The following is a 22,017-nucleotide window of genomic DNA, read 5'->3' on the forward strand; positions in this document are numbered from 1 at the left end:
CATGCTCAACCGCAATTACAGAGGGCTCCTGGGCACCAAGCTCGGGATGACCCAGGTATGGGACGCGAACAACCGCGTCGTGCCGGTCACCGTCATCCAGGCCGGCCCCAACGTCGTGACCCAGGTCAAGACACCCGACTCCGACGGCTACTCGGCCGTCCAGCTCGGCTACGGCGAGATCGACCCGCGCCGGATCAACAAGCCGATGCGCGGCCACTTCGAGACCTCCGGTGCCACTCCCCGGCGGCACCTCGTCGAGCTGCGCACCGCGGACGCCGGCAACTACCGGCCCGGCCAGCAGCTGACCGGTGAGGTGTTCGACGCCGGCCAGGTGGTCGACGTCACCGGCACCTCCAAGGGCAAGGGCTTCGCCGGTGTCATGAAGCGGCACGGCTTCAAGGGCCTGGGCGCCGGTCACGGCGTCGAGCGCAAGCACCGCTCGCCGGGTTCCGTCGGCGGCTGCGCCACTCCGGGGCGGGTCTTCAAGGGCCTGCGGATGGCCGGCCGGATGGGGCACGACCGTGTGACCGTGGCCGGGCTGACCATCCACGCCGTCGACACCGAGCGCGGCTTCCTGCTGATCAAGGGTGCGATTCCCGGCCCCGACGGCGGTCTGGTCTTCGTTCGCAGCGCGGCCAAGCGCCCCGCTCCGGAGCCGGCCGCTCCGGTGGCGGCCGCGGCCGCCGGCACCGGTGAGGAGGCCTCGGCATGAGCCCGACGGCAACGATGACGAAGGAAGCCCCCGCCGAGGCGGACGCGCCGGTGGACCGCACGGTCCCGGTGCACGCCCCCGCGGGCGGCGACGCCGGCAGCGTCGAGCTGCCCGGCGCGGTGTTCGACGTGCCGGTGAACGTGCCGCTGATCCACCAGGTCGTCGTGGCGCAGCTCGCCGCGGCCCGGCAGGGCACGCACTCCACGAAGACCCGCGGCGAGGTCCGTGGCGGTGGGCGCAAGCCGTACCGCCAGAAGGGCACCGGCCGGGCACGGCAGGGCTCGCTGCGCGCGCCGCAGTTCACCGGCGGTGGCATCGTCCACGGCCCGACGCCGCGCAACTACGACCAGCGGACACCCAAGAAGATGAAGGCCGCCGCGCTGCGCGGGGCCCTGTCGGACCGGGCCCGCAACAACCGGCTGCACGTGGTCTCGTCGCTGGTCGCCGGTGACACCCCGTCGACCAAGTCGGCTGTGGCCGCGCTGACCAGCCTGGTGGACGCGCGCCGCGTCCTGGTCGTGGCCCTCCGCTCGGACGAGCTGACCTGGCTCAGCCTGCGCAACGTGGCCGAGGTCCACCTGCTCGACCCGGGCCAGCTCAACACCTACGACGTGCTGGTGAGTGACGACGTGGTGTTCACCGAGGGCGCGCTCACCGCGTACCTCGGTCGCGCCTCCCGTCCGGCGACCTCAGCCGGCGAGGAGGAGGACAAGTGATCCCCGACCCGCGAGACATCATTCTCCGGCCGGTCGTCTCCGAGAAGAGCTACGGCCTGCTCGACGAGAACGTCTACACGTTCATCGTCCGCCCCGACGCGAACAAGACCCAGATCAAGCTCGCCGTGCAGAAGATCTTCAACGTGCGGGTCACCCGGGTCAACACGATCAACCGGGCGGGCAAGCGCAAGCGGACCAAGCACGGCTGGGGACACCGCTCGGCCACCAAGCGGGCGCTCGTCAGCCTCGCGCCCGGTGACAGCATTGAGATCTTCGGAGGCCCCGGTGCCTGACACCCGCGTGGGGCGTACCCGGGTGCCGCTCGGCCCGGCGTCGGATCGGAAGTAGAGCATGGGTATTCGCAGGTACAAGCCGACGACGCCGGGGCGTCGTGGGTCGAGCGTCGCCGACTTCGTCGAGATCACCCGTGATCACCCCGAGAAGTCGCTCGTTCGCCCGCTGCACTCCAAGGGCGGCCGCAACGTCCACGGGCGGATCACGACCCGCCACCAGGGCGGCGGCCACAAGCGGGCCTACCGGATCATCGACTTCCGGCGGGACAAGGACGGCGTGCCGGCCAAGGTCGCGCACATCGAGTACGACCCGAACCGCACCGCGCGGATCGCCCTGCTGCACTACGTCGACGGCGAGAAGCGCTACATCCTCGCCCCGGTGAAGCTGCACCAGGGCGACATGGTCAGCTCGGGTGTCGGCGCGGACATCAAGCCGGGCAACGCCCTGCCGCTGCGCAACATCCCGACCGGCACCGTGGTCCACGCCATCGAGCTGCGTCCCGGCGGCGGCGCCAAGATCGCTCGCAGCGCCGGCACCAGTGTGCAGCTCGTCGCGAAGGACGGGCCGTACGCCCAGCTCCGGATGCCCTCCGGTGAGATCCGCAACGTCGACGTGCGCTGCCGCGCCACCGTCGGCGAGGTCGGCAACGCCGAGCAGAGCAACATCAACTGGGGCAAGGCCGGCCGCATGCGCTGGAAGGGCCGTCGGCCCACCGTGCGTGGTGTCGCGATGAACCCGGTCGACCACCCGCACGGTGGTGGTGAGGGCAAGACCTCCGGTGGCCGCCACCCGGTCAACCCGAAGGGCCGTCCGGAGGGCCGCACCCGCCGCACCAAGAAGTCCAGCGACGCGCTGATCGTCCGGCGCCGCAAGCAGAACAGGCGGCGGTAGTCATGACTCTGCTCGCCCGGCCGCCGGCCAGCTCGATCCGCACCCACCACTGAGCAGGAAGGAGGAGACACAGCCATGCCACGCAGTCTGAAAAAGGGCCCGTTCGTCGACGACCACCTGCTCAAGAAGGTGGACGCGCAGAACGCCAAGGGCACCAAGCACGTCATCCGGACCTGGTCGCGTCGTTCGACCGTGATCCCCGACATGCTGGGCCACACCATCGCCGTGCACGACGGGCGCAAGCACGTCCCCGTGTTCATCACCGAGGGAATGGTCGGGCACAAGCTCGGCGAGTTCGCGCCCACGCGCACCTTCCGCGGGCACGTCAAGGAGGACCGGAGGTCACGCCGTGGCTGACGACCTCGTCGACGGCCTGACCCGCGCCGGCCTGCCCGGCGCGAAGGCGACCGCTCGATACGTGCACACCTCGCCGACCAAGGCCCGTCGGGTCGTCGACCTGGTCCGCGGCCGGTCCGCGAGCGAGGCGCTCGACATCCTCCGGTTCGCGCCCCAGGCGGCGAGCACGGATGTCTACAAGGTCGTGGCGAGCGCGGTGGCGAACGCGGAGAACAACCACAACCTCGACCCGGCGACGCTGTGGATCGGCGCCGCCTATGTGGACGAGGGGCCGACGCTCAAGCGCATCCGGCCGCGCGCGCAGGGCCGGGCCTACCGGATCCGCAAGCGCACCAGCCACATCACGGTCGTGGTGGAGAGCCGGGAACCGGTGTCCACTGGCGCCGGCGCCAGGACTACAAGGAGGGCCCGGTAGTGGGGCAGAAGGTAAACCCGCACGGGTTCCGACTTGGCATCACGTCGGAGTTCACCTCCCGTTGGTACGCCGACAAGCAGTACAAGGCGTACGTCGGTGAGGACGTCAAGATTCGCAAGATGATGTCCAAGGGCATGGAGCGGGCCGGCATCAGCCGGGTCGACATCGAGCGCACCCAGGGTCGGCTGCGGGTGGACATCCACACCGCCCGCCCGGGCATCGTGATCGGCCGGCGTGGCGCCGAGGCCGACCGCATCCGCGGTGACCTCGAGAAGCTGACCGGCAAGCAGGTGCAGCTCAACATCCTCGAGGTGAAGAACCCCGAGGTCGACGCGCAGCTCGTGGCGCAGGGCGTCGCCGAGCAGCTCTCCAGCCGGGTCAGCTTCCGCCGCGCGATGCGTAAGGCGATGCAGTCCGCGATGAAGAGCGGCGCCAAGGGAATCCGGGTCCAGTGCTCGGGCCGCCTCGGCGGCGCCGAGATGAGCCGGTCGGAGTTCTACCGCGAGGGCCGGGTGCCGCTGCACACGCTGCGCGCGGACATCGACTACGGCTTCTACGAGGCCCGGACGAACTTCGGCCGGATCGGCGTGAAGGTCTGGATCTACAAGGGCGACATCGTCCAGAGCCGCGCGGAGCGGGAGGCCCAGGAGGCCCTGCTGCGTCAGCAGCGCCGGGAGCGCCCGCGCCGCGGGCCGCGCTCGGGCTCGTCCGGCACCACGCAGGGCGGGACGGACGCCGGTCGGGCCGCGGCCCGCGCCGGCGACCGCCGCGGTCGTGGTGGCAGCGGTGGCGGTGGCGGCTCGGCGGAGAAGGCTTCCGCCGCCGAGAAGGCCCCGGCGGAGAAGCCGGCGACCGAGTCGGCCGCGGTCGAGGGCACGCCGGTGGAGACCCCGGCGGTCACGCCCGAGACCACCGCGGCCCCGGCCGCAGTGACGACCGCCGAGGCCCAGGGCGCGCCGGAGAAGGCGGAGGGTTAGGAAAACATGCTTATTCCCCGGAAGGTCGCGCACCGCAAGCAGCACCACCCGAAGCGGACGGGCGCGGCCAAGGGCGGCACCAGGATCGCCTTCGGTGAGTACGCGATCCAGTCGCTGGAGTCGGCCTACGTGACGAACCGGCAGATCGAGTCGGCGCGTATCGCGATGACCCGGCACATCCGGCGTGGTGGAAAGGTCTGGATCAACATCTATCCGGACCGCCCGCTGACGAAGAAGCCCGCCGAGACCCGGATGGGTTCCGGCAAGGGCTCGCCGGAGTGGTGGGTCGCGAACGTGAAGCCCGGACGCATCATGTTCGAGCTTTCCGGCGTGGCCGAGCCGGTCGCCCGTGAGGCGATGCGGCGCGCCATCCACAAGCTGCCGATGAAGTGCCGTTTCGTGACCCGTGAGGGTGGTGCCTGATGGCCGTCACGACAACGGACGACCTGCGCAGCCTGCCCGCCACCGAGTTGGTCGACAAGCTGCGCGAGGCCAAGGAGGAGCTGTTCAACCTCCGCTTCCAGGCCGCGACCGGGCAGCTTCGCAACAACCGCCGGCTGCGTGACGTCCGCCGGGACATCGCCCGGATCTACACGGTCATGCGTGAGCGCGAGCTCGGGATGAGCGGCGATCCGGCCGTCGCGGTGGACGCCGCCGAGTCGGATCGGGCGTGAGCGCAGTGAGCGGAGAAGACGTGAGCGAAGTCAGCACGGACAGCACCCCCACCCCCAGCACCGCGGAGGCGCCTTCCGAGCGCGGCTTCCGCAAGGTGCGTGAGGGTCTGGTGATCAGCGGCAAGATGCAGAAGACGGTGGTCGTCGCTGTCGAGGACCGGGTCCAGCACCCGCTCTACGGCAAGACGATCCGCCGTACCAAGAGGGTCAAGGCGCACGACGAGAACGGCACCGTCGGTGTCGGCGACCGCGTCCTGCTGATGGAGACGCGGCCGCTGTCGGCCACCAAGCGCTGGCGGGTCGTCCAGATCCTCGAGAAGGCGAAGTAGGTCCCTCTGGGGATCGCGGTGGATCGGCCGGTGGCAGGGCTCGCGTGAGGCGGGCCCGCCGCCGGCCGGACACGCAGACCTCGCGGTCGTCACCGGTGGCAGTGAGTAGAGCCGGTCGGCGGCGGTCGGGCGGCAACGGGTGATCAGGAGCGGAAAGTGATTCAGCAGGAGTCGCGACTTCGGGTCGCCGACAACACCGGAGCCAGGGAAATTCTGTGCATCCGGGTGCTCGGCGGCTCTGGGCGTCGTTACGCGGGGATCGGCGACATCATCGTCGGCACGGTGAAGGACGCCCTGCCCGGCGCCGGCGTGAAGCGCGGCGACGTGGTCAAGGCGGTCGTGGTGCGCACCAAGAAGGAACGGCGGCGCCCGGACGGCTCCTACATCCGTTTCGACGAGAACGCCGCGGTGCTCATCCGGGACGGGGGAGACCCCCGTGGTACCCGCATCTTCGGGCCGGTCGGCCGCGAGCTGCGGGACAAGCGTTTCATGAAGATTATTTCGCTGGCGCCGGAGGTGCTGTAGACCGTGGCCGGTATGAAGATCAAGAAGGGCGACACGGTCCAGATCGTCACGGGCAAGGACCGCGGCCTGAAGGGCAAGGTCATCCGGGCCATCCCCGACCAGAACAAGGTCGTGGTCGAGGGCGCCAACCGGGTCACCCGGCACACCCGCGTCCAGCAGAGCTCGCGTGGCTCGCAGTCCGGCGGGATCGTCACCCAGGAGGCGCCGATCCACGTCAGCAACGTGATGATCGTCGACCCGTCCGACGGCCGTCCGACCCGCGTCGGTTACCGCTTCAACGACGACGGCACCAAGGTCCGGATCTCGCGCCGCACCGGTGCCGAGCTCTAGGCCCCCGGCGCAAGGCTAGGAAACGAGACATGAGTGTGACCACGGAAGCCCGGCCGGTCCCGCGGCTGAAGCAGCGGTACCGCGAGGAGATCGCCCCGGCGCTGCGGGAGGAGTTCTCCTACGGCAACGTCATGCAGATCCCCGGCGTGGTGAAGGTCGTCGTCAACATGGGCGTCGGCGACGCGGCCCGGGACGCGAAGCTGATCGACGGCGCGACCAGGGACCTGGCGGCCATCACCGGCCAGAAGCCGGCGGTGCGCCGGGCGAAGAAGTCCATCGCCCAGTTCAAGCTGCGCGAGGGCCAGCCCATCGGGGCGAAGGTGACCCTGCGCGGTGACCGGATGTGGGAGTTCCTGGACCGTCTGGTCACGATCGCGCTTCCCCGCATCCGCGACTTCCGCGGGCTCTCGCCGAAGCAGTTCGACGGCGCCGGGAACTACACGTTCGGCGTCATCGAGCAGTCGATCTTCCACGAGATCGACATCGACCGGATCGACCGGGTCCGGGGCATGGACATCACGGTCGTGACCACCGCGACCAACGACGACGAGGGCCGGGCGCTGCTGAGGGCGCTGGGCTTCCCGTTCCGGGAGAGCTGAGAAATGGCGAAGAAGGCGCTGGTCGAAAAGGCCGCCCGCAAGCCCAAGTACGCCGTCCGCGGCTACACCCGCTGCCAGCGGTGTGGCCGTCCGCGCTCCGTCTACCGGGTGTTCGGCCTGTGCCGGGTGTGCCTGCGGCAGATGGCCCACCGCGGCGAGCTGCCCGGCGTGACCAAGAGCTCCTGGTAGTTCAACACACGATCGCGGTAGGCCCGCGCACCTCGTGCGCGAGCGGCGGGAACCCCCGTGAGAAAGGCGTCAAGCCATGACGATGACCGATCCGATCGCGGACATGCTCACCCGTGTCCGCAACGCCAACCGGGCTTATCACGACCGGGTGGTGATGCCGCACAGCAAGATCAAGACGCACATCGCCGAGATCCTCCAGCAGGAGGGCTACATCCTCGGCTGGCACGTCGAGGACCCCGCCGAAGGCGCGGTCGGCCGCACGCTGATCGTCGACCTGAAGTACGGCCCCAACCGGGAGCGGTCGATCGCGGGTGTGAAGCGGATCAGCAAGCCGGGTCTGCGTGTGTACGCGAAGTCGACGAACCTGCCGAAGGTCCTCGGTGGCCTGGGCGTCGCGATCATCTCCACCTCGTCGGGTCTTCTGACCGACAGGCAGGCCGGCAAGCGGCGCGTGGGCGGGGAAGTCCTCGCCTACGTCTGGTAAGGAAGGCGAACGATGTCACGGATCGGGCGCCAGCCCATCAGTGTTCCCACCGGCGTGGAGATCTCTCTCGACGGCCCCAAGGTCACGATCAAGGGCCCCAAGGGCTCGCTGAGCCACACGGTCGCGGAGCCGATCGAGGTCGTCCGCGAGGACGGTCAGCTCATCGTCAACCGGCCGAACGACGAGCGGCGTAGCCGCGCGCTGCACGGCCTCACCCGCACCCTGGTGTCCAACATGGTCGTCGGGGTCACCGCCGGGTACTCGAAGACTCTGGAGATCGTCGGAGTCGGATACCGGGTCCAGGCCCGCGGCTCGGACCTCGAGTTCGCCCTCGGCTACAGCCACCCGGTACCGGTGAAGGCCCCTGAGGGGATCCGGTTCGAGGTGCAGACCCCCACCCGCTTCGTCGTGCACGGCATCGACAAGCAGCAGGTGGGCGAGGTCGCCGCCAAGATCCGCGGACTGCGCAAGCCCGACCCCTACAAGGGCAAGGGTGTGCGGTACCAGGGCGAGGTCGTTCGCCGCAAGGTCGGGAAGACCGGGAAGTAGGTAGACAGACATGGCAGTGAGCCTCAGCGCCAGTGCGCGCCGGCGGACGGCCAAGCTCCGCCGCCACGTCCGCGTGCGCAAGAAGGTGTCGGGCACCCCGATCCGGCCGCGTCTCGTCGTCACCCGGTCCTCGCGGCACATCTACGCCCAGGTCATCGACGACGTCGCCGGGCACACGCTGGCCTCTGCGTCCACGTTGGAGGACGGGCTGCGCGCCTCCGACGGGGACAAGAGCGCCAAGGCCCGCGAGGTCGGTCGGCTCGTCGCCGAGCGCGCCCGCGCCGCCGGGATCGACGCCGTGGTGTTCGACCGGGGCGGTCGTACGTACCACGGGCGGATCGCCGCGCTGGCGGACGCGGCCCGCGAGGGCGGGCTGAACTTCTGATGATCACATCCACTAGGGAGATGTTCTAGATGCCAGGCCAGCAGCGCCGCGGAGGCGGCTCCGGCGGTTCCGACCGCCGCGAGCGCCGCGACCGTTCGGGCGGTGGCCCGGCGCAGGAGAAGACCGCTTATGTCGAGCGGGTCGTCGCCATCAACCGCGTGGCGAAGGTCGTGAAGGGCGGGCGTCGGTTCAGCTTCACGGCGCTCGTCGTGGTGGGCGACGCGGACGGCACCGTCGGCGTCGGCTATGGAAAGGCCAAGGAGGTCCCCGCGGCGATCGCCAAGGGGGTCGAGGAGGCCAAGAAGCACTTCTTCAAGGTCCCGCGCATCGGCTCCACCATCCCGCACCCGGTGCAGGGTGAGGAGGCCGCCGGGGTCGTGCTGCTCAAGCCCGCCTCGCCCGGTACCGGTGTCATCGCCGGTGGTCCGGTGCGCGCCGTGCTGGAGTGCGCCGGGGTGCACGACGTACTGTCGAAGTCGCTCGGGTCGTCCAACCCGATCAACATCGTGCATGCGACCGTCGCCGCGCTGCGCGGGTTGATGCGTCCCGAGGAGATCGCCGCCCGCCGTGGGCTGCCGCTGGAGGATGTCGCTCCGCCGGCGATGCTGCGTGCGCGGGCGGCCGGGGTCGGTGCGTAATGGCCAAGCTGCGCATCACCCAGATCCGCTCCGGGATCGGCGGCACCCGCAACCAGCGCGAGACGCTACGCACGCTGGGGCTGCGCAAGATCAACGCGAGCACCGTCCGTGACGACCGTCCCGAGGTTCTCGGGATGATCGCGACCGTGACCCATCTCGTCCGGGTCGAGGAGGTGGACTCCTGATGGCCGAGAAGACGCTGGAGAAGTCGGACTCCGCCACCGCGCAGGAGCGCGGCCGCGGGCTGAAGGTCCACCACCTTCGCCCGGCGCCGGGTGCCCACAAGAAGAAGCAGCGGGTGGGCCGCGGTGAGGGTTCCAAGGGCAAGACGGCCGGCCGTGGTACCAAGGGCTCGAAGGCACGCAAGCAGGTGCCGGCGCGCTTCGAGGGCGGCCAGATGCCCCTGCACATGCGGGTTCCCAAGCTCAAGGGCTTCCGTAACCGGTTCCGCACCGAGTACCAGGTGGTGAACGTCGCCACCCTGGAGGAGCTGTTCCCCGACGGCGGCACGATCGGCGTCGACGAGCTGGTCGCGGCCGGCGCGGTTCGGGGCAAGTCGCTGGTGAAGGTGCTCGGCGACGGTGAGATCGGCGTGGCCGTCCAGGTGACGGCGCATGCCTTCTCCGGTTCGGCGAAGCAGAAGATCGAAGCCGCCGGGGGCAGTGTCACCCAGGCGTGAGAGTGCCTCGGGACGGGTGGGGTGACCTACCCGTCCCGAGGCGTTCGTGCGTTCTCCGGCCAGCGCACCGCAGTCGGTCGCCGGTGTCACCGCGAGCCTGGTGGCCGTCGGATGACCCGAGTACGGGGCCCTGAATCGTGACGCCGCGTAGTGGCCGCTGTGGGGTGCGGAGGAGGCCGGCAGGCGGTGTAAGGGCTCGCCGGTAACGCTGCAACAGGTGCCTCCTCGCTCTGAGTCTCGAGTACACCGGTGCCTACCGCGAGTGATGTCCGGACGAGTGGGCCTCGGGTGCTGTTAGAGTCGCCTCACCGCGTACGGTCGGCTTCGGCGGCCAGCGGCGATCCGTACCGGACATCGAGTCCGTCCCGTCAGCCGTAAGGATCAGCAGGAGGAGTCGTGCTCACCGCCTTCACGCGGGCCTTCCGCACGCCCGACCTGCGGAAGAAACTGCTCTTCACCCTCGGCATCGTCGTCCTGTTCCGGTTCGGCAGCGTCATGCCGTCGCCCGGCGTCTCCACGGCGGCGGTGAACGCGTGTCTGGACTCGGCCAGCGCCGAAAGCAACAACGTGTACTCGCTGATCAACCTCTTCAGCGGTGGCGCTCTCCTTCAGCTCTCGGTGTTCGCGCTCGGCATCATGCCGTACATCACCTCCAGCATCATCATCCAGCTTCTGGTGGTGGTGATTCCGCGGCTCGAGCAGCTCAAGAAGGAAGGCAGCTCGGGTGAGCAGAAGCTCACCCAGTACACCCGTTACCTGACGGTCGCCCTGGGCGTCCTCCAGGCCACCGGCATCGTGGCGCTCGCCCGCAGCGGCCGGCTCTTCCCCGGCTGCAGCGCCCAGATCATCCCGGACACGAGCCTCTTCCGCATCGTCACCATCGTGATCACTATGACCGCTGGAACCGCGGTCATCATGTGGATGGGTGAGCTGATCACCGCCCGCGGCGTGGGCAACGGCATGTCCCTGCTGATCTTCACCTCGATCGCGGCGGCCCTGCCCTCCCAGGGCGGACGGATCCTCCAGGTCGCCGGTGGCGTCGTGTTCAGTCTCGTGATCCTGCTCGGTCTGGCCATCGTGGTGTTCGTGGTGTTCGTCGAGCAGTCGCAGCGCCGCATCCCGGTGCAGTACGCGAAGCGGCTGATCGGGCGCCGGATGTACGGCGGGACGTCGACCTACCTCCCGATCAAGGTGAACCAGGCCGGCATCATCCCGGTCATCTTCGCCTCCTCGCTGCTCCAGCTCCCGCAGCTCGTGGGCCAGATGTGGAGCAACCAGACCTTCCAGGACTTCGAGCAGCGCTACCTGTCCCGCGGGGACCACCCGCTCTACCTCGTGGCCTACGGTGCGCTGATCATCTTCTTCACGTACTTCTATGTCGCGATCACCTTCAACCCGACGGAGGTCGCCGACAACATGAGAAAGTACGGCGGGTTCATCCCCGGGATCCGACCCGGCCGGCCCACGGCCGAATACCTGGATCACGTGCTGTCCCGCATCACCCTCCCTGGCTCGCTGTTCCTGGGGGTCATCACGGTGTTGCCGTTGGCGCTTCTCAACCTGACGAAGGACCAGCCCTTCCCGTTTGCTGGTACCTCGGTTCTGATCATGGTGGGAGTGGGGCTGGAGACCGTGAAACAGATTGAAAGCCAGCTCATGCTGCGCAACTACGAAGGATTCCTCCGGTAGTGCGCCTCGTACTGGTCGGACCGCCAGGCGCCGGCAAGGGGACGCAGGCTGCCTTCATCGCGCAGGCGAGATCCATTCCGAAGATCTCGACCGGCGACATCTTCCGGGCGAACGTCCGCGAGGGAACCGAACTTGGTGTCCAGGCGAAGGCGTTCATGGACTCCGGCGACCTCGTCCCCGACGAGATCACCATTGGCATGGTGCGCAACCGTCTCGCCGAGGACGACGCGGTCAAGGGCTTCCTCCTGGACGGCTTCCCGCGCAACGTCCCGCAGGCCGAGGTGCTCGGCGGAATGCTGGACGCGATGGGTACGCGTCTCGATGTGGTCCTCGAGTTGGTCGTCGACGACGACGAGGTGGTGCGGCGGCTCTCCGGCCGGCGGACCTGCCGGAACTGCGGGCACATCTGGCACCTCGACTTCGACCCGTCCCGGGTCGAGGGAATCTGTGACCGGTGCTCGGGGGAGCTGTTCCAGCGCGATGACGACCGTCCTGAGACGGTGCGCCACCGCCTCGAGGTGTATGCGGAGCAGACCTCCCCGCTTGTCGCCTACTACGCGGCCAAGGGCGTGCTCATCGGCATCGACGCGACCGGCCCGGTCGACAACGTGACCGATCGTGCCCTGGACGCGCTGCGCCACTACGGCGACTGACCGAGGCCGCCCCGCTCGCCGCGCCGTGACTCCGCCATACCTCGCGTCTCCTGCGGTTCCCGCACGGAACGCGGGCTCGGCGGCCCGAGGCCCGGCGTTCCGGAGCGCGGCGGTCCCGGGCATGGACACGGCTGCGGTGGTCCGAGGCCAGGCGGCGGGGCTGCCCGTGGCCTGGCGCCGTGCGGCCCCTGAGGGCCTCGCAGGCAGGTCGGCGGGCCCCCGCCTACGGGGCCCCGGGCAGTTGAGGTCCTGCGGCTCGCAGGCGCCATGCGCGCACGTTTTTCGCCGGGGACATCCGCTCTTGACGAACGAGCCCTCATCTCGGTCACCGCGGACGGTTATCGTCGGTAGGGGAACGGACGCGGGAGCGCGCCCACGGGGGATATGGGCGCGGCAGGCCCGTGCCGGGGCGGCAGCGCCGGCGGGGTTCGGACCCCGGCCGGGCTCAGACGAGGCGACGGGCACCTGTACGTCGCGAACACTACTGAGGGACGGGACCGGGTAGAGCGTGGCACGACGAGAGCACGTCCAGATCAAGACGGCATCCGAGATCGCCAAGATGCGGGTGGCCGGGCTGCTCGTCGCGAAGACCCTGGCGGCCTTGCGCGCGGCGGTGGCTCCGGGCATCACCACGGAGGATCTTGACGCCCTCGCGGAGAAGACGATCCGTGCCGACGGGGGCATCCCGTCCTTCAAGGGCTACGCGCACCCTCCGTACCCGGCCTCGATCTGTAGCTCGGTGAACAACGAGGTGGTCCACGCGATCCCCAGCCGGCGCCGGGTGCTGCGCGAGGGGGACATCATCTCCATCGACTGCGGCGCGATCGTCGACGGCTGGCACGGCGACGCCGCGATCACCGTCCCGGTCGGCGAGGTGCCCTCCGAGGTCCTGGACATGCTCCGGGTCTGCGACGAGGCCCTGTGGCGCGGCCTTGCCGCCGCGCAGCTCGGCGGCCGGCTGACGGACATCAGCAACGCGGTCGAACGGCACATCCTCCCTCACGGCTACGGCATCGTCGACCACTACGGCGGTCACGGCATCGGGTCGGAGATGCACCAGCCGCCGCATGTGCTGAACTACGGCCGGGCCGGCCGGGGGATGAAGCTGGTCGAGGGCGTCGCGCTCGCGATCGAGCCGATGATCACTCTTGGCTCGCCGGACACCGTCATCCTCGAGGACGAGTGGACGGTCGCGACCAAGGACGGCTCGCTCGCCGCCCACACCGAGCACTCCGTCGCTGTCACCCCGCGTGGTCCGTGGGTGCTCACCGAGCCCGACGGCGGCGTGGCGAGGTTCGCGGAGCTGGGTGTGGTCTGCGGGCAGCCCGCCGATGCACCCACAGGCTGAGCGATCAGCCCCGCCCGTCGGTCCGATCGGGGTCGTGTGGGGCCCGTGTTGGCCCTTGACGGATGCGGCACGTACACTCATGAGTCGACGGTCTACAGCGTTGTCGGTGTCCATCGTTTCGTACGGTGACCCCGCGCGGTGACCCCGCGTGAGCGCACTCTCGGGTGCTCGATCGCTCGCCCCATGCGCGTCCGGGCCGTCATCCCAGCGTCGACGTCAGGACAGCGGAGGACATGCCGAAGAAGGACGGGGCCATCGAGATCGAAGGCCGAGTGGTGGAGCCGCTCCCGAACGCCATGTTCCGGGTGGAGCTCCAGAACGGTCATCGTGTTCTCGCCCACATCAGTGGCAAGATGCGTCAGCACTACATCCGGATCCTTCCCGAGGACCGGGTGGTGGTGGAGCTCTCGCCATACGACCTGTCCCGCGGTCGCATCGTCTACCGCTACAAGTAGTCGTCATCTCACCAGCGAGCGCGGCCCACGGCTGCGTGTGGAGGTTCGTGCGGCCGTGAAGGTCAAGCCGAGCGTGAAGAAGATCTGCGACAAGTGCAAGGTGATCCGCCGTCACGGGCGTGTCATGGTCATCTGCGACAACCTGCGCCACAAGCAGCGCCAGGGCTGATGACGGTCGGCGGGCCACTGGCCCGCGCCGACCATCACCGGCGGGCCCTGGGGCCCGCCGGTGACATCTGGCGGGCAGCAGGCCCGCCGCCAGAAGCGACACCAGGCCGCGTCACGCGGTTCCCACCCCCGGTCGGAGGCCGGGGCCTCGTCGGTTTCACGGACCGGTGCCACCCGTCAGGGCGGCGTCGGCGTCCGGGCCGAGGCGGGGGCGGTGTCGCCCGAGACCTCCGGGTTCAGGAAGGAACCACCGCGTCATGGCACGCCTTTCCGGCGTCGACCTTCCCCGCGAGAAGCGGGTTGAGATCGCGCTGACCTACATCTTCGGGATCGGTCGCAGCCGCTCCCGGGACACCCTCGCCGCAACCGGGGTCAACCCGGACACCCGGGTCCGTGACCTCACCGACGACGAGGTCCAGAAACTTCGGGAGTGGATCGACGCGAACTACCGCGTCGAGGGCGATCTCAACCGTGAGATCAAGCAGGACATTCGCCGCAAGATGGAGATCGGCTGCTACCAGGGTCTCCGTCACCGCCGCAACCTTCCCGTCCACGGCCAGCGCACGCACACCAACGCGCGTACCCGCAAGGGCCCGCGCCGCGCCATCGCCGGGAAGAAGAAGGCCGGCAAGAAGTAGTCACCGGTCACTCCCGGGCCTCGGTGCCCGGGCTCCACGACCGCTGATCGACGACCTCGTAGACGGAGACCACGGGTTATGCCTCCCAAGACACGCGCCGCCGGCGTCAAGAAGGTCCGGCGGAAAGAAAAGAAGAACGTCGCCCACGGGCACGCTCACATCAAGAGCACGTTCAACAACACGATCGTCTCGATCACGGACCCCAGCGGGAACGTGATCTCGTGGGCGTCGGCCGGCCACGTCGGCTTCAAGGGCTCCCGCAAGTCGACCCCGTTCGCCGCGCAGATGGCCGCCGAGAACGCGGCCCGCAAGGCGCAGGAGCACGGGATGCGCAAGGTCGACGTCTTCGTGAAGGGTCCCGGCTCCGGCCGGGAGACGGCGATCCGCTCGCTGCAGGCCGCCGGCCTGGAGGTCGGGGCGATCCAGGACGTCACCCCCACCCCGCACAACGGCTGCCGCCCGCCGAAGCGTCGCCGGGTCTGAAGTCCGCGCCAGGGATACGAGAGAGAAGGACAAGCATGGCCCGTTACACCGGCGCGGACTGCAAGCGTTGCCGCCGCGAGAAGACGAAGCTGTTCCTCAAGGGCAGCAAGTGCGAGACCCCGAAGTGCCCGATCGAGATCCGGCCGTACCCGCCGGGCGAGCACGGCCGTGGCCGCACGAAGGACTCCGAGTACCTGCTGCAGAAGCGCGAGAAGCAGAAGTGCGCGCGCATCTACGGCATTCTGGAGAAGCAGTTCCGGGGCTACTACGACGAGGCGAACCGCCGCGCCGGCAAGACCGGTGACGAGCTGCTGAAGATCCTCGAGTCGCGCCTGGACAACGTGGTCTACCGGGGTGGCTTCGCGCCGTCCCGTGACGCCGCCCGCCAGGCCGTCCGGCACGGTCACGTGCAGGTCAACGGCCGCAAGGTCGACATCCCGAGCTACCGGGTCACCGAGAACGACATCGTGGAGATCGCGCCGAAGTCGCGCGAGCTCACCCCGTTCATCGTGGCCCGCGAGACCGCGGGGACCGGCCGCACCGTCCCGCCGTGGATCGAGGCCATCCCCAGCCAGATGCGCCTGCTCGTCCACTCGCTGCCCGCGCGCCAGGTGATCGACACCCAGGTGCAGGAGCAGCTGATCGTCGAGCTCTACTCGAAGTAGTCGCCGCCGTCCGGCGCCGGTCTCGTGCCGGCGCCGGGTCCGCGTCGGCCCCCGGTCTCGTGCCGGGGCCGGGCGGCGACCGGGCCACGGGTCATTCCCGCTCGGCCCGGGGCCCGGGCATGGTGGCGGCGCACGGGGATCCAAGGGGATCACGGTGGGCCGCGGAGGCCCGGGCGTACTGTTGTGTGGTGCGGGGGCGGACCGATGCCCCCGTGCCGGCTCCTCTTCAGGGGCATCCACGGCGTCATATGGCGGTCGCCGTGTTCGGAAGGAAGTTCTCTCATGCTGATCGCTCAGCGTCCCTCGCTCGCCGAGGACCCGATCTCCGAGTTCCGGTCGCGCTTCGTGATCGAGCCGCTCGAGCCGGGCTTCGGCTACACCCTCGGCAACTCGCTGCGCCGCACCCTGCTGTCCTCCATCCCGGGCGCGGCCGTGACGAGCATCCGGGTGGACGGCGTCCTCCACGAGTTCTCCACCGTTCCCGGGGTCAAGGAGGACGTGACCGACCTGATCCTGAACCTCAAGGAACTGGTCGTCAGCTCCGACAACGACGAGCCGACCGTGATGTACCTGCGCAAGCAGGGCCCCGGTGAGGTCACCGCGGCCGACATCGCCCCCCCGGCCGGCGTCGAGGTGCACAACCCCGACCTGCACCTGGCCACCCTCAACGACAAGGGCAAGCTCGAGATCGAGCTGACCGTCGAGCGGGGCCGTGGCTACGTCAGTGCCGCCCAGAACAAGCAGCCGGGCCAGGAGATCGGTCGCATTCCGATCGACTCCATCTACTCCCCGGTGCTGAAGGTCACCTACAAGGTCGAGGCGACCCGTGTGGAGCAGCGCACGGACTTCGACCGGCTCATCGTCGACGTGGAGACGAAGCAGTCGATCTCCCCGCGGGACGCGATGGCCAGCGCCGGCAAGACCCTCGTCGGCCTGTTCGGGCTGGCCCAGGAGCTCAACGCCGAGGCGGAGGGCGTCGACATCGGCCCGTCCGCGGCGGACGCCGCCCTGGCCGCCGACCTGGCGCTGCCGATCGAGGAGATGGACCTGACCGTCCGCTCGTACAACTGCCTCAAGCGCGAGGGCATCCACACCATCGGTGAGCTGGTGTCCCGCAGCGAGGCGGACCTGCTCGACATCCGCAACTTCGGGCAGAAGTCGATCGACGAGGTCAAGACCAAGCTGGGTGCCATGGGCCTGCAGCTCAAGGACTCCCCGCCCGGGTTCGACCCGCGCCAGGCCGTCGACACGTACGGCACCGACACGTACAACCCGTCGTTCTCCGACCCGTCCGACGACGGTCGCGAGTTCGTCGAGACCGAACAGTACTGATCTGACCGTGTCCCCGGGCGCCCGGTTCCAGCCGGGCGCCGGGGCACACGTCCACCGGGGGCCTAGCCGTGCTTCCCGGCGGCGCCTGGAGAGCAGCGAAAGGAACGAGGAGCACCCATCATGCCCACGCCAACCAAGGGCGCCCGGCTCGGCGGCAGCCCCGCACATGAGCGGCTGCTGCTGGCCAACCTCGCCACCGCGCTGTTCGAGCACGGCGGCATCACGACCACCGAGGCCAAGGCGCGCCGGCTGCGCCCCTACGCCGAGCGCCTGGTCACCCACGCGAAGCGAGGTGACCTGCACGCGCGGCGCCGGGTCATGCGGGTCGTCCGGAACAACTCGGTCGTCCACACGCTCTTCACCGAGATCGGCCCGCGCTACGCCGACCGTCCCGGCGGCTACACGCGGATCGTGAAGCTCGGCCCGCGCCGGGGCGACGCGGCGCCGATGGCCCGCATCGAGCTGGTCGAGGCGCTGACCGTCGCACAGACGGCCGTCTCCGAGGCCGAGCGTGCCCGCGGCACCCGGTTCGCGGCCCGCAAGGCTCCGACCGGGGCGACGGCGGAGGCCGCCGACGACCTCAAGAACGAGTCGCCGACCGCCGCCGCGGTGGCGGCCGAGGCCCAGGCGGAGCAGCCCACCGCCGAGGCCGGCGCCGCGGACGACGCGGCGACGACCGAGGCCAAGGACACCAAGCCGGAGAGCTGACCATGTCGGTCGGCCGCCGCACGGTCCGACCGCTCGTGTCGATCTCTGGTCCGGGCAGGAGCCCGTCGCCCATCATGGGCGGCGGGCTCCTGCCCTGTGGCGTCCCGCCGGGCGTCGTGTCGCTCACGGCGGTCCGGGCCGGAGTGACCCGTGACGACCGTGTCGTGGTGTGGGAGAGCGCGATGGGGCCGCAGGCCACCGGTGAGGCGCCGGAACCGGGGGACGGCGACCCCGGGATCCCCACCGGCCCTGGAAGCCAGACCGGCCCTGGAAGCCAGGCCGGCTCCGGAGGTCAGGCCGGCTCCGGGAACCAGGTCGGCCATGGGAGCCAGGGTGGCTTCGGGAAGGCCGTGCGCCGGGTTGATCGGCCGGCGCAGCTTCGACACGAGGGACGCGCGCTCATGAGACCGGCCGAGGGACTGATCCGGCTGCGCCTGGACCTCGCCTACGACGGCACGGCCTTCGCAGGCTGGGCCCGCCAGCCCGGCCAGCGGACGGTCCAGGGTGACGTCGAGGACGCGCTGATGCGGGTCGCGCGGCTGCCGGCCGTCCGGCTCACCGTCGCCGGGCGCACCGACTCCGGCGTGCACGCCGCCGGCCAGGTGGCCCACGTCGACATCCCAGACGACACGCCGGTCGGTGGGCTCGCCCGCAGGCTGAACGGCGTGCTCGACCGCGCCGTCCGGGTGAAGGGCCTCGCGCCCGCCCCGGACGGGTTTGACGCCCGCTTCTCCGCGCTGTCCCGCAGATACGTCTACCGGATCACCGACGCCCCGTACGGGGCGGACCCGCTGCGCCGTTTCGACACCCTGGTGTCGCCGCGGCCGCTGGACGTCCCGGCGATGGCCGAGGCGGCGCTGCTGCTGCTCGGCGAGCATGACTTCGCCGCCTTCTGCCGGCGGCGCGAGGGCGCCACGACCGTCCGCACCCTGCTGCGCCTGGACGTCTCCCGCTCCCGCGACGTCATCCTCGCCGACGTCGAGGCGGACGCGTTCTGCCACTCCATGGTGCGTGCCCTGGTCGGCGCGCTGGTGGCGGTGGGGGAGGGCCGGCGCCGGCCGGAGTGGGTGGCCGCCGTCCTGGGCCGGGGCATGCGAGATCCCGCGGTGACCGTGCTCCCGGCCCACGGGCTGACCCTGGTGGAGGTCCGCTACCCGCCGGACGCCGCCCTCGCCGCGCGGGCCCAGGTGACCCGCGCGGTCCGCGTGCCGACGACGCCGTCCGGCTAGCGTCTGGCAACGGTCCGCCAGACGGTCGCTTCGGCCGTCCGGCCAGCAGCGCCTCCGGCCGGACAGCCGGAGGCGTGCGTGTCTTTCGCGTGGCTGACCCGGTCGTCGGGCTGAAAGGTCTGGTCAGCGGGTGCTGGAAGTCGGGCTCGGGGCGGTGCCGGTCCCGCCGACGATCATGCGCTGGGCGATCGGTTCGGTGGCGATCAGTCCGAGATCCGTGATCACGTTCCGGAGGGCCGGGTCGTTGGCCGAGCCCTGGCTTCCGTCCACGTAGGCGAGCTGGGTGAGGATCATGTAGTGCCCGCGAGCGATCGCGGCGCGCCAGGAGTTGTCCCCGCCCGGGCCGAGGACCCGCGGGTTCTGGATGGAGCCCGCCGGGATCGGCGGCGCAGCCACCCCGCCCCGGCCCTCCGCCGCGATCTTCGCCGCCGCCGTCGCGGTCGCCTGCTCGTCAACGACGAAGACCGAGAGGCCGGCGAGCACCTGCGGCTGACCGGCGACCGGAGAGCTGACATACAGGGCACGGACGAGTTGGCGGCACACAGCGCCCTTGAGTGTGGTGACGAGCTCCCCGCTCAGCTCCGGACATCCTGAGACGAGGCTGCTGGCGATGCGGGTGTAGTTGTGTCCCTGGATGGTGACCCGCTCGTCGGCGAAGAACTCGTTCGGCCGCACCGGGGTGGAGTCGGACCGCGCGCTGTTGATGAAGTTCGGGTCGACCGTCGGGGGACTCGGCCTGGCACCGGCCGCGGTGGATCCACCGTCGCCGCCGCGCAGCACTGTGATCACCGCGCCCGCGGCGAGTACGACGAGGACGAGGCCGACGGCCACCGCGAGGACACCCCGTGAGCGGATGGCCCGCCGCCAGCCCGGCGTCGGTGAGTCGCCCTCCTCCGGCAGCTGGAAGCGTCTCGCCTGGAAGGCGGCGAACCGCCCGGGGACGGGTTCGTCCTCGGGATAGGGATCGTCGTGCGCGGGGCCGAGCCTGGGCCCACCCGGCAGGTTCGCCCGGCGGGCGTCGCCGCGGCCGTCGGTGCGTTCACCTGGCGCGCCGAGGCGCGCATCGCGCTGAGCCGGGTCGGCGGCGGGCGTTCCCGCGGCCCCGGGCTCCGCCGGCCTCGTGAGGACGGGAAGCGGACTCGTGGCGGTCCGGACCTGAAAGGAGTAGCCGTCCGTTCGGGGACCGGTCGACGGGCCACCCGCCGGCCCGGCCGCGCCGCCGATGCCGCCGGCCGTGTCAGCGTTCCCCCGGACCGCGCCGCTCGGGACGGTGCCGCCCGGGACGGTGCCGCCCGCCGCCGTATCGGCGGTGGGCGCGCCGGTGAACGGTTGCCCGAACGGCGGCGTTCTGTCGGTGGGCAGCTCGTCGGCGGGGTGTCCGCCGATGGGATGCCCGCCGGTCGGATAGCCGCCCGGCGCGCGGCCGGCGAGGGGATAGGCGCCGGTCGCGTAGGTGGGCATCGGGCCGAAGAGCGGGTCCTCGACCGGTGGCGTCCAGCCGCCCGTGTCCGGGGCGTCCCAGTCCCCGGCATCTGGTGCCGGCGTGGTCCAACCCCCGGCGTCCGCCGACCCCATGCCCGCCGAGTCGGCGTCCACCGGGCTCTCGTCCGGATGGGACGGGGTCGGACCGCCCCACTGCGGCGTGGGCTCGCCAGGGGCGGCGTCCACCGGGCCGGGGAGACCGCCCGGCGCCCCGTACCAGGGGGGCGCGGCGGCGGCGAGTGGATCCAGGGCCCACTGGAGGTCGTCGTGGGGCGATGGGCCGCCGTGCGGCCCGGTCGCGCCGGTGGGCGGTCCGCCGCTGCCGGGTTCGGGTGGCATGCGCTCCTCCTCGCTCATCCCCCCGACGGCCTGCCGCCTGCTGCCTGTTCCCAGCTCCGCGCGGCGCTCGGCCGGCGGAGGGCGGCGCGGCTCCCGTGGGAAGCCGACGCGCCCGGCCGGTGGGCGAAAGAATATCGGAACTAGTCATATGGGCCTGTCGGGGCTGTTCGGTCGCCCGCCGCGGCCCCCCGAAGGGGCGGGTCAACGGTCCGAACCGCGCATATGACGCCTGTGGACGGCGGGATAACCCCGGGTGTTCGGGGTGATCTCAACGGGCGTCCGCCCCGCGGCCGGGAGCCGTCGGTCCTGCTCCGCCGATCGCCTGGTAACCTCAAAGACTGCTGCGGTCATACAGCCCCGGGACTCAACGACTTCCGTGGGCTCAAGCCCCGCGTGCTGGGGGACCGCGCCCAAACTTCTGGTAACGCGACTCTTGGCAATGCATCTGGCACACCTCGCCTTGCAACGCACCTCGCCTTGCAGGGCACCTCGCTAGCGACACCGACGAGGCTCCCCGCGAGTTCGTCCGAACGAGAAGGCAGACCTGTGCGCACGTACCAGCCCAAGCCCGCGGACGTACAGCGCGCGTGGCACATCATCGATGCCACCGACGTCGTGCTCGGTCGGCTGGCCAGCCAGGCGGCCCAGCTCCTGCGCGGCAAGAACAAGCCGTACTTCGCCCCGCACATCGACACGGGCGACTTCGTGGTGATCATCAACGCCGGCAAGGTCGCCATGACCGGTAACAAGCGCGAGCAGGCCAAGTACCACCGGCACTCGGGCTTCCCGGGCGGTCTGCGCAGCACGTCCTACGGCGAGCTGCTCGACACGCGTCCCCACGTGATCCTCGAGCGGGCGATCCGTGGGATGCTGCCTCACAACCGGCTCGGCCGCGCGCAGGGCAGCAAGCTGAAGGTGTACGCGGGTCCGACTCACCCGCACCAGGCGCAGCAGCCCGTCCCGTACGAGATCAAGCAGGTCGCGCAGTAGTCGCGGCTCGATGGGCATCCCGAATAACGCGGGCGGCGTTCAGCGTCCGTCCGACTAACGGCCCGACATGACCGATCGGGCCGTTTCGGGTGGCC

General features: G+C 70.5%; 33 protein-coding genes. 32 read left to right on the forward strand and 1 reads right to left on the reverse strand.

The annotated features are described in order from the left end of the window. The first annotated feature begins 1 nt into the window (after position 1). From rplC to truA, 31 genes are all read left to right on the forward strand, one after another. Complete coding sequence (rplC, locus tag AC559T_RS10235; RefSeq protein ID WP_020463478.1) at positions 2–712, forward strand: 50S ribosomal protein L3; 711 nt, start codon at positions 2–4, stop codon at positions 710–712. Beyond that, entirely contained in the window at positions 709–1,428 is a 720-nt protein-coding gene (gene rplD, locus AC559T_RS10240) for a 50S ribosomal protein L4 (RefSeq protein WP_071066146.1), read from the forward strand. Before rplC ends, rplD begins: the two co-directional genes overlap by 4 nt. Next, complete coding sequence (gene rplW / locus AC559T_RS10245) at positions 1,425–1,721, forward strand: 50S ribosomal protein L23 (RefSeq protein WP_018505130.1); 297 nt, start codon at positions 1,425–1,427, stop codon at positions 1,719–1,721. The genes rplD and rplW overlap by 4 nt, the downstream gene beginning before the upstream one ends. 58 nt (positions 1,722–1,779) lie before the next feature. Beyond that, the gene (gene rplB, locus AC559T_RS10250; protein WP_071066145.1) at positions 1,780–2,613 is read left to right on the forward strand and encodes a 50S ribosomal protein L2; all 834 of its coding nucleotides are present in this window, start codon (positions 1,780–1,782) and stop codon (positions 2,611–2,613) included. A 75-nt stretch (positions 2,614–2,688) separates the two neighbouring features. Next, a complete protein-coding gene (gene rpsS / locus AC559T_RS10255; protein WP_071066144.1) occupies positions 2,689–2,970 on the forward strand; it encodes a 30S ribosomal protein S19 in 282 nt (93 codons plus the stop codon). After that, positions 2,963–3,385: a 50S ribosomal protein L22 gene (gene rplV, locus AC559T_RS10260; RefSeq protein ID WP_018505127.1), complete on the forward strand. Its 423-nt coding sequence runs from the start codon at positions 2,963–2,965 to the stop codon at positions 3,383–3,385. The genes rpsS and rplV overlap by 8 nt, the downstream gene beginning before the upstream one ends. Continuing rightward, complete coding sequence (gene rpsC, locus AC559T_RS10265) at positions 3,385–4,362, forward strand: 30S ribosomal protein S3 (protein WP_112108122.1); 978 nt, start codon at positions 3,385–3,387, stop codon at positions 4,360–4,362. Before rplV ends, rpsC begins: the two co-directional genes overlap by 1 nt. Positions 4,363–4,368: 6 nt before the next feature. Next, a complete protein-coding gene (gene rplP / locus AC559T_RS10270) occupies positions 4,369–4,785 on the forward strand; it encodes a 50S ribosomal protein L16 (protein ID WP_018505125.1) in 417 nt (138 codons plus the stop codon). After that, a complete protein-coding gene (gene rpmC, locus AC559T_RS10275; protein WP_020463474.1) occupies positions 4,785–5,036 on the forward strand; it encodes a 50S ribosomal protein L29 in 252 nt (83 codons plus the stop codon). The genes rplP and rpmC overlap by 1 nt, the downstream gene beginning before the upstream one ends. 20 nt (positions 5,037–5,056) lie before the next feature. Next, a complete protein-coding gene (rpsQ, locus tag AC559T_RS10280; protein ID WP_020463473.1) occupies positions 5,057–5,365 on the forward strand; it encodes a 30S ribosomal protein S17 in 309 nt (102 codons plus the stop codon). 156 nt (positions 5,366–5,521) lie between these two features. Further along, a complete protein-coding gene (gene rplN / locus AC559T_RS10285; protein WP_018505122.1) occupies positions 5,522–5,890 on the forward strand; it encodes a 50S ribosomal protein L14 in 369 nt (122 codons plus the stop codon). A gap of 3 nt (positions 5,891–5,893) precedes the next feature. After that, on the forward strand, positions 5,894–6,220 hold the full coding sequence (gene rplX / locus AC559T_RS10290; RefSeq protein WP_020463472.1) for a 50S ribosomal protein L24: 327 nt from the start codon (positions 5,894–5,896) through the stop codon (positions 6,218–6,220). Between the two features lie 29 nt (positions 6,221–6,249). Next, the gene (gene rplE / locus AC559T_RS10295) at positions 6,250–6,819 is read left to right on the forward strand and encodes a 50S ribosomal protein L5 (RefSeq protein WP_020463471.1); all 570 of its coding nucleotides are present in this window, start codon (positions 6,250–6,252) and stop codon (positions 6,817–6,819) included. A gap of 3 nt (positions 6,820–6,822) precedes the next feature. Next, positions 6,823–7,008 carry a type Z 30S ribosomal protein S14 gene (locus AC559T_RS10300; RefSeq protein WP_006539145.1) on the forward strand — a complete coding sequence of 62 codons (186 nt, stop codon included), beginning with the start codon at positions 6,823–6,825 and terminating at the stop codon, positions 7,006–7,008. A 76-nt stretch (positions 7,009–7,084) separates the two neighbouring features. Next, positions 7,085–7,492, forward strand: coding sequence for a 30S ribosomal protein S8 (rpsH, locus tag AC559T_RS10305; RefSeq protein WP_018505119.1), 408 nt, complete (start codon positions 7,085–7,087; stop codon positions 7,490–7,492). A gap of 12 nt (positions 7,493–7,504) precedes the next feature. Beyond that, on the forward strand, positions 7,505–8,041 hold the full coding sequence (gene rplF / locus AC559T_RS10310) for a 50S ribosomal protein L6 (RefSeq protein WP_112108124.1): 537 nt from the start codon (positions 7,505–7,507) through the stop codon (positions 8,039–8,041). A 10-nt stretch (positions 8,042–8,051) separates the two neighbouring features. Continuing rightward, positions 8,052–8,426, forward strand: coding sequence for a 50S ribosomal protein L18 (gene rplR / locus AC559T_RS10315; RefSeq protein ID WP_020463469.1), 375 nt, complete (start codon positions 8,052–8,054; stop codon positions 8,424–8,426). Positions 8,427–8,455: 29 nt separating this feature from the next. Beyond that, positions 8,456–9,064, forward strand: coding sequence for a 30S ribosomal protein S5 (gene rpsE / locus AC559T_RS10320; RefSeq protein WP_018505116.1), 609 nt, complete (start codon positions 8,456–8,458; stop codon positions 9,062–9,064). Next, on the forward strand, positions 9,064–9,249 hold the full coding sequence (gene rpmD, locus AC559T_RS10325) for a 50S ribosomal protein L30 (RefSeq protein ID WP_020463468.1): 186 nt from the start codon (positions 9,064–9,066) through the stop codon (positions 9,247–9,249). Before rpsE ends, rpmD begins: the two co-directional genes overlap by 1 nt. Further along, on the forward strand, positions 9,249–9,743 hold the full coding sequence (gene rplO / locus AC559T_RS10330) for a 50S ribosomal protein L15 (protein ID WP_071066139.1): 495 nt from the start codon (positions 9,249–9,251) through the stop codon (positions 9,741–9,743). The genes rpmD and rplO overlap by 1 nt, the downstream gene beginning before the upstream one ends. 396 nt (positions 9,744–10,139) lie before the next feature. After that, positions 10,140–11,432, forward strand: coding sequence for a preprotein translocase subunit SecY (gene secY, locus AC559T_RS10335; protein WP_071066138.1), 1,293 nt, complete (start codon positions 10,140–10,142; stop codon positions 11,430–11,432). After that, a complete protein-coding gene (locus AC559T_RS10340; protein ID WP_020463465.1) occupies positions 11,432–12,085 on the forward strand; it encodes an adenylate kinase in 654 nt (217 codons plus the stop codon). The genes secY and AC559T_RS10340 overlap by 1 nt, the downstream gene beginning before the upstream one ends. A 508-nt stretch (positions 12,086–12,593) precedes the next feature. After that, the gene (gene map / locus AC559T_RS10345; protein WP_071066137.1) at positions 12,594–13,433 is read left to right on the forward strand and encodes a type I methionyl aminopeptidase; all 840 of its coding nucleotides are present in this window, start codon (positions 12,594–12,596) and stop codon (positions 13,431–13,433) included. Between the two features lie 233 nt (positions 13,434–13,666). Next, positions 13,667–13,888: a translation initiation factor IF-1 gene (infA, locus tag AC559T_RS10350; RefSeq protein WP_006541558.1), complete on the forward strand. Its 222-nt coding sequence runs from the start codon at positions 13,667–13,669 to the stop codon at positions 13,886–13,888. Positions 13,889–13,943: 55 nt separating this feature from the next. Then, positions 13,944–14,057 (forward strand): 50S ribosomal protein L36, encoded by a 114-nt coding sequence (gene rpmJ / locus AC559T_RS10355; RefSeq protein ID WP_003956441.1) that lies wholly within the window; start codon positions 13,944–13,946, stop codon positions 14,055–14,057. A gap of 256 nt (positions 14,058–14,313) precedes the next feature. Then, positions 14,314–14,694, forward strand: coding sequence for a 30S ribosomal protein S13 (gene rpsM / locus AC559T_RS10360; RefSeq protein ID WP_018505109.1), 381 nt, complete (start codon positions 14,314–14,316; stop codon positions 14,692–14,694). Between the two features lie 78 nt (positions 14,695–14,772). Further along, entirely contained in the window at positions 14,773–15,177 is a 405-nt protein-coding gene (gene rpsK, locus AC559T_RS10365; protein ID WP_020463463.1) for a 30S ribosomal protein S11, read from the forward strand. A 35-nt stretch (positions 15,178–15,212) separates the two neighbouring features. Then, the gene (gene rpsD / locus AC559T_RS10370) at positions 15,213–15,842 is read left to right on the forward strand and encodes a 30S ribosomal protein S4 (protein WP_018638454.1); all 630 of its coding nucleotides are present in this window, start codon (positions 15,213–15,215) and stop codon (positions 15,840–15,842) included. 282 nt (positions 15,843–16,124) lie between these two features. Continuing rightward, positions 16,125–17,174, forward strand: coding sequence for a DNA-directed RNA polymerase subunit alpha (locus AC559T_RS10375; RefSeq protein ID WP_041254923.1), 1,050 nt, complete (start codon positions 16,125–16,127; stop codon positions 17,172–17,174). 120 nt (positions 17,175–17,294) lie between these two features. After that, positions 17,295–17,882, forward strand: a complete 588-nt coding sequence (gene rplQ, locus AC559T_RS10380; protein WP_071066135.1) for a 50S ribosomal protein L17 — start codon at positions 17,295–17,297, stop codon at positions 17,880–17,882. Positions 17,883–18,283: 401 nt separating this feature from the next. After that, complete coding sequence (gene truA / locus AC559T_RS10385) at positions 18,284–19,111, forward strand: tRNA pseudouridine(38-40) synthase TruA (RefSeq protein WP_071066179.1); 828 nt, start codon at positions 18,284–18,286, stop codon at positions 19,109–19,111. Between the two features lie 123 nt (positions 19,112–19,234). Here truA and AC559T_RS10390 read toward each other — a convergent pair whose 3' ends face one another. Further along, positions 19,235–20,932, reverse strand: coding sequence for a hypothetical protein (locus AC559T_RS10390; protein ID WP_498868566.1), 1,698 nt, complete (start codon positions 20,930–20,932; stop codon positions 19,235–19,237). A gap of 546 nt (positions 20,933–21,478) precedes the next feature. Here AC559T_RS10390 and rplM point away from each other — a divergent pair. Then, positions 21,479–21,922 (forward strand): 50S ribosomal protein L13, encoded by a 444-nt coding sequence (gene rplM, locus AC559T_RS10395; protein ID WP_071066133.1) that lies wholly within the window; start codon positions 21,479–21,481, stop codon positions 21,920–21,922. Positions 21,923–22,017: the final 95 nt, after the last annotated feature.

The sequence above is a fragment of the Frankia sp. Hr75.2 genome, from assembly GCF_949319125.1.
GTDB lineage: Bacteria > Actinomycetota > Actinomycetes > Frankiales > Frankiaceae > Parafrankia > Parafrankia soli.